This window comes from Okeania sp. (genome assembly GCF_035285525.1).
Lineage (GTDB): Bacteria > Cyanobacteriota > Cyanobacteriia > Cyanobacteriales > Microcoleaceae > Trichodesmium.
Genome location: NZ_JAYKGW010000097.1, coordinates 20,711 through 27,812, shown reverse-complemented (window position 1 = coordinate 27,812; position 7,102 = coordinate 20,711). Strand labels below are relative to the sequence as shown.

The window sequence follows — 7,102 nt, the reverse complement described above, 5'->3', positions numbered from 1 at the left end:
CTTACAATAAAACTACTCTTAAAGAAGAAGGAAAAGAAGGAAAAGAACCTGATGTAGCTTACTGTTTCGAAATAGATAAAGACAAGCCAGATTTGGCAGTAGAAATAAATCTCACATCAGGAAGTATCGACGATTTAACTAAATATCAATACTTAAAAATTCCTGAAGTTTGGCTATGGGAAAACAATAAAATTAGATTCTTTGTTACCAGTGATTCAGGATATTTAGAATTAACAATAATAGCATTTCCCTTTTCTTGTGAGGTACAAATATTGATAATTATAATATTCCAGTGCGGGCATCTTGCCCGCGTGGGTGTACCTCACGCTTAGTGAAATCCCCTATCAGCAATTCTCTGCCTAACTTAAACAGCGATCGCGTAACAACAATTGTCAATAGTTGTTTTGGTAAAAGTGTTTTAGAAGTAGAAAAGTATTTCCGTTAAAGCTTAATTTAAAACTCACAAAAATGAACTAAAACTAATCTTTACTACCCTTAAAAATCGCCGTCCTAAAAGTTTCTGATACAAGAACCGAAGCTGATGATAAATTAGGTAAAATATTAGTGGAGAATTTAACAACAACAGGTCATTTATTAGCAGAAAAAACTATTGTTCCCGATAACATTTACCAAATTCGTGCTGGTGTCCGAATCCTGGTCTTGGCTTTCCCCTGCGGGAGAGCGTCCCATGGGAAAGCCAGGAAAGTTAAAACAGATTTTGCATATTATTGATGCCAGCTACAAATGCCGCACCGAGCAATTGACAACGCTCGTAAAAATCTTGTTCACTGGTGTGGATGTTAGAGGTTTCGTTGGATGTTACCAGTCCCCTATTATATTCAATTGTCACCGTATTTATAGTTTTTGATATTAGGTTGTCATCATTAATGTCAAGATAATAATTGGCTTTTTTGATCGCTTCTTCTAACCTTTTCAGTATGGTATTGGTAGCACCATAAACATCAGGACGGGATTTTTCCCAATTATCAATATTAATAGGTAGTCTGTGAGAAGCATCCCGTATCATCCTTATAAAGGGATCGACAAAAGCTTCCATTTGCGAGCGATTAACAGTACTGTATTTATCTGGTTCGTCAGGATTTGAGACATCTAAGACTGACACCAATGGTCTAACTAACTCTTGATACGATTTCAAGTCATAGGTATTGCGCAGATAATCTAGTAGTGCTTTGGTATCTGTACCACCATTGTGCGGTGCAAATTTAGTTAAGTTCATACCATCTAGTTTTGGTGAAAATAACGCATCGAGTATTTCATGGGAAAATGCTGAATAACTATGTGGTTCTAAACAGATAATAGGATAATTCGGATTTGTCATATACGCAGCAGCACGACATGCTCCAGCTACAGCAATACTCAAATCATGATTCTTTTTTAACCCTAGTTTTGTTTCGACCGTAGGCTGAGAAATATCTTTGTATAGAGGAGTCCCACGATAAGTGTGTGTATTGTAGACCTGATTAGTTCTACCTTCTTTTGCTGGGGAGCGATTGCCATTGCTGATAATTAAATTTGTCAATACTGCCGAACCACAGACAAAATTTTGATTATTTTGCCAAATACTTCCAGATACCTCCAAAACCCCAACATCTGCTTGATTCCAAATTGTGTAAGGATTGCTAGAGCATACGGATTTATCAGCAATTACGTCATCAGATAATAGTCCATCAACACAAGAAGGTGGTAAGGTTCCGGCATGTGGTACATCAAGTATCATTTGTTTTTGAGTGCCTAAAGTATTAGGTCGGATAAAGCTGATGCTAGAGTCACTACGTCCCGTAATAAAAAGTGTATCGACCAATGATACAACGTATACGGGCGTATCTTTATACTCAAAATATGGTCGTGCCATCAACAGCATGGCATTGTATATTTCTGGTGACGTATTAGGATATTGTTTTTTTAACCAACTAGAGAATCTGACTCGATCTGAAAACTCTTCGAGTATATTTCGATTGCTTAAATTCTTTCCTGTAAAACGCTGTATAAAATCAATTGCTGTTGTGTGCATGACTTTGCATTTATTTTTATAACATAAACTAAATAAACATTACCATATCTAAAGAAAAATCAAACCGAGCTTTGACAGAAATTTGACTCAATTGATGGCGAGATTGACTGAAACTTAGAGCAGGAAGTCTAAATATCACTATTTAGAATCCCTGTCGCTTTAGCGCGGGGAGTATGTCAAAGTTCTAAAAGAAACTGCATCAGTATTAGGATTATAAAGAGTATAAGTAGCATTTCCCGGCAAACTTCCCACATTACCTACCCCTATTACCCGACGTGGCGTTAAAGCTTGAGTAGATGATGTTGTCTCAATAGCACCTACTTCAGCTCCCAATGTTGTCACCCCACTACTAACTGAACCATTTTCCAACTGATATTCAAAAGCTAAACCAGAGCGACCACAAAATAAATTATTAACGCCAAAACGCATTAATCTATCTAACATTTGTATCGGGGGAGTATCGGGGGTCAATTTATCGCTTACTCCGATAGTGCTACCGTGAATTAATAAACAGTCAAGTTCAGAAAAACCAAAGGGCAAATTCCTCAACCATTCTACTGTTTCTCTATCTACATTATCCCATAATATTTTCACAGTATTCATGCCATATTCTTTGATTAATTCTGTCGGTTCATTCATCGAAGTTAATCCATGTAAAATCAAAGATTGTTCTTCCCACCATCCCGTACAAACTTGGGGTATAAGTTCGTTTTTTTTGGGATAACGTACTCGCTCTACTAATTTTTTACAATCTATATTTAGCCCGACTAAATCTCCTAAAATATATAAAGATTCCACAAAATATCTTTGTTTTTTAATATCAGCAAGTACGGCTTCATAAGCTTTGATATTTCCTTCAATTCCAGTTAAGATTGCCCAATAATTCATATAATTTTTTGCTTTTTTTAGGGTTTGTAACACAGCCTTCTAGGCTGTCATAGATATGCTTTACCAAGATGAAATTTGCTGTAATTGATAATAGATAATTACCTATGGTTATAGCAATTTCCACAGTTCTGAGCTAGATTTATAATCCCCCTAAATCCCCCTTTGAAAGGGGGACTTTGAAGGCTCCAGCTTCCCCCCTTTATAAACATCTTTCTTAACATAAAACTTGACAAAAAAGACGAGTCATGTATTTACCATTCAATGGGTATTCCGGGAGAGTTAAGTATTTAACTAGAGGCTTTTCTCCCCTCATCTGCCCATCCCACCATCATCAGGGTTTCAGGAGTTCCTTATAAGGGATAGCTTTCAAAGGGGGACGGGGGGATTTTACCTCAGAAAAACTTAAATTTCTATAAAACCATTATTGATTAAATATAAGAAAATATTATTTCCTTTTCCCTTTAGAATGGGAGGCATTAAATTAAGTAGGTAGGCACAAATAAACTTCACGATGTAAGGAAATATTAAAGTATTTAAAACCCTCAGAGATTGCTTCCTTACACTCCGTTCCAGTCGCAATGACATACTTGTAATTTTTTTTCACCTACCTACTTAAACCAGAATTATTTAATTATCAATTATCCATTATTAATTATTAATTATCAATTATCTCTCACAAATATGAGTAGGATCGTCAGCTTTTTCCGCATATTCTAAACCCCTTGCCAAACGCCAAGCAAAAATTTCTGGCAACCCCTTATTAACTATAGCTTCACAAGTAAGTTGATAATCATAGGGAATCTCTCGAATATTTACTTCTTCAGTTTCATTGTCATAAATAACATAAGTAGCATTTGGTCTACCATGACGAGGTTCTCCTACAGAACCAACATTAACAATTTTTTTCAGAGGAGCAATACAACTCTTTGACTCTAAATTTTCCCTCCCCAAACTATTAACTTTAACTAATAATTGATTAGCATCAAGAGTCCGAACATAAGGTACATGAGTATGACCGCAAAACAAGACATCAGCACCACTACTTAACACTCTTTCAACTGCTAAAAAACCATCTAAATCTGGTAATAAATATTCATGGTTACTATGAGGACTACCATGAACAAAACACATATTTTCTTCTTTCAAAGTATGAGATAAAGACCCTAAATATTCTCGTGTTTCTGGATTAATTTCTTTATCAGTCCATTCGTGAGCTAACTTGCCACGTTTCTCTGCTAATAAAGAAGGATAACTACATTCACAAGAATTTAATCCTTCCACAATATCCTCATCCCAACAACCTAAAACTGTGGGAATATCTAAACTGCGAATTTGCTCGACAACCGCGTTGGGATGGGGACCATAACCGACTAAATCTCCCAGACAGAAAATTTTCTCTGCTTTCTGTTTTTCTATATCTATTAATACAGAATTTAAAGCTTCATAATTGCCATGAATGCAAGACATAACTGCGATTTTCATATTAATTATTCCTATTTAATTATTAATTGTTCAGAAACCTAAAAAAAGCTTACTCTTGTTGGGTTTCGTTCCTCAACCCAACCTACGGCTAACTATTTAATTAATGGAATTAAATAGTCAAAATTTTCATCTAAAAATGTAGGTGGGGTTGAACGATAGTGAAACCTAAAAAAAGCTTACTCTTGTTGGGTTTCGTTCCTCAACCCAACCTACGGCTAACTATTTAATTAATGGAATTAAATAGTCAAAGTTTTCATCTAAAAATGTAGTTTGGGTTGAACGATAGTGAAACCTAAAAAAGCTTACTCTTGTTGGGTTTCGTTCCTCAACCCAACCTACGGCTAACTATTTAATTAAAAAAGTCAAAAATCAAAAGTCAAAAGTAAGATTTTATTGCTCAAAACTTTAATGCTTCAGTAATTTCAGCAAAGTTATTCGACATCTAAGGAAATATTATTTCTTTTTTTTCCTTAAAATGCGAGGCTTTCAACCATAATAATTAATTATTAATTATTAATTATTAATTATTCATTATTCATTGTTTCTTTTACTTGTTCTTGATAAGCTAAAATTGCTATATCAGGTAAACAACAATCTTGTAAAGTTTCTGCTAAAGCTTTCTGATTTAAGTTATTACCAAAAACTTCAATTCCACTAAAACGTTCTGGTCTACCTTCTAGCCATCTTGGTAAATTTAATTCTTGATATTCAGTGTCTTTTCCTAAGACAAAATTAAAGGAAAAAGCACGTCCGTCAGCAATATCAAAAATTGCTTTAGCACGCACAATTTCACCATAAGCTCCAGGGATTAATTCATCATACCAAAAAACATCTAAACTTGCCGGATCGATAACTTGACCTCTAGTGGGCGATCGCCAGAATTGACAATTATTAATATTACTCTCAATAGCACATCCTTCTACAGTTTGGTCTGCCCACTTATGCCATTCACTATTTTCTGTTCCCGGTGGGATAATGGCAATACGAGTGCTAGGAATCTTATCCAGCAGTGATGACATTGCATCTAACTCTAAATAAAATCCTAATTCGATAAAAGTAACTGTACCATTACCAAGATATTCTATGAGTTCTGACTGTTGAGCATCAGTAATAATTTTGAGATTGGGAAAATCCGTAGCCAGATAAGTGTGGTCAATGGGAACATTGCCAGTACCGGGGCTGAAATAAACAGCAGGAGTATCTTTGGGGATTTGTTCCCGAATAAAATTTGTTTTGCCGACTCCCGGTGGACCAGCTACTACAGTGATTATAGGTTTTGACATTTTTCTTCCATAGCTTAACCAGGACTTAGGCAAAGTACTGCCTATAGAGTTAAAAAACTATTGTACAATAGTTTTAAACGCTACATATAGCGTATTTGCGTAAATTCTATTAACTTTTTAATGCTGATACGATACGGGTACTTGCCATCCTTGCTCCCGATAGGTTTCTGGCAACAGGTCCTACTTGCAAAGCAGCTAACCCACCCATAATAAATAGTTCGCAACCAGACCAGCACAAATATTCATCTAATACTGGCAACCCATTGATTATTTTCACTGGGTGAGTATGCAAGACTTCTTTTAAGATAGGTTGTTCTATAATATCAAGTTTTGTACCTGTTGCTAACCAGATACGATCGCATTCCCATGTCATTCCATCATCGCATTTTACTTGCCAGCGATCGCCGACAAACTCAGCACCCACTACCTGACATTCCTCAAAAATAGATAACTCATTTTGGTGTTGGTAACGGCGCAACTGAGTCATCACTTCTGGTGTCACGGAACCCCCATCTCGTGCTTCTTGAATTAACTGCCATCGTTTTTGCCAGTCAGTTTCGGCGCTAAAAACTTTCAAATATTTTGGACCTAACCAACCAGCGTCGGCATCAAATAATTTCTCTTTGAGCTTACGTCTTAGCATCAAGGCTACGTTTGCGCCTCGTTTTAAAGCCCCCAATGCTAAATGGCCGCTAGTTAATCCCCCACCGATAACCAACACTTTTTCCCCTTTGAGTCGCAAACCTTGCAAGTCTACTTCATTGGAGTGACAAAGGCTTTCGTTTGGATAGGGGGTGGAAATTTTTTTCGCCCATTCTGGAAGTTGGGATTTTCCCCCACCATTAGCTACGACTACTTGATGAGCTATGGTTGAGTTGCCATCATCTAGTTCAACTCGAAAGTTAGGTTTCCCTCTATAGGTTATGGGAGCAATATTTGTCACTGATGATTTGTATACTTTGTCTTCTAATTGCCAGCGACTAACTACGTCTTGGGAAAATTCTTGAAATACTTTTGTTCCAGGTAAGTCGTAGGGAGGGAATAGTTCATCTAGGCGATGTTCCGCAAACCGACGCAGAGAATAGGGGTCTGGGTCTGGGTGGTGAACGACTGGCGATCGCAAGTGGGGTATGTCTTGGGCTGCGAACTGCTGTTGCCACTGACTCATCCAAGTGCCGCTGGGATCAAATACTATTATTTTATGGCGATACTTTTCCCGTTTTTGCAACAGATGAGTTACCAAGGTTAGGGCATGGGGTCCAGCACCTACGATGGCCATTTTGGTTTGTACTGGTAAGGACATGGAATTAAAGAACAATAATTATGAGAATGATAATTATTCTCATTTTAAAAATAATATATTATAGCTGTAATGGCTACCAAACAAGATTTTGAGTTTCATATTTGAAAAAGTCTG

The 7,102-nt window shown here is 36.6% G+C and carries 6 protein-coding genes; 1 reads left to right on the top strand and 5 read right to left on the bottom strand.

The window, feature by feature from the left end:
- Positions 1 to 332: PDDEXK family nuclease (locus tag VKJ25_RS09170; protein WP_483143738.1), on the top strand; the 332-nt coding region annotated here is incomplete at its 5' end.
- 374 nt (positions 333 to 706) lie between these two features.
- On the opposite strand, the gene VKJ25_RS09165 is transcribed toward VKJ25_RS09170, so the two are convergent.
- The 5 genes from VKJ25_RS09165 to VKJ25_RS09145 all read right to left on the bottom strand — a co-directional run bounded on the left by VKJ25_RS09165 (position 707) and on the right by VKJ25_RS09145 (position 6,988).
- Positions 707 to 1,873, bottom strand: a complete 1,167-nt coding sequence (locus VKJ25_RS09165) for a hypothetical protein (RefSeq protein ID WP_324236322.1) — start codon at positions 1,871 to 1,873, stop codon at positions 707 to 709.
- A gap of 318 nt (positions 1,874 to 2,191) precedes the next feature.
- Positions 2,192 to 2,920: a metallophosphoesterase family protein gene (locus VKJ25_RS09160; RefSeq protein ID WP_324236321.1), complete on the bottom strand. Its 729-nt coding sequence runs from the start codon at positions 2,918 to 2,920 to the stop codon at positions 2,192 to 2,194.
- Positions 2,921 to 3,586: 666 nt separating this feature from the next.
- Positions 3,587 to 4,402, bottom strand: coding sequence for a metallophosphoesterase family protein (locus VKJ25_RS09155; RefSeq protein WP_324236320.1), 816 nt, complete (start codon positions 4,400 to 4,402; stop codon positions 3,587 to 3,589).
- Positions 4,403 to 4,926: 524 nt separating this feature from the next.
- Positions 4,927 to 5,685, bottom strand: coding sequence for a GTP-binding protein (locus tag VKJ25_RS09150; RefSeq protein ID WP_324236319.1), 759 nt, complete (start codon positions 5,683 to 5,685; stop codon positions 4,927 to 4,929).
- Positions 5,686 to 5,794: 109 nt separating this feature from the next.
- Positions 5,795 to 6,988 (bottom strand): FAD/NAD(P)-binding protein, encoded by a 1,194-nt coding sequence (locus VKJ25_RS09145; RefSeq protein WP_324236318.1) that lies wholly within the window; start codon positions 6,986 to 6,988, stop codon positions 5,795 to 5,797.
- Between the last annotated feature and the right edge of the window lie 114 nt (positions 6,989 to 7,102).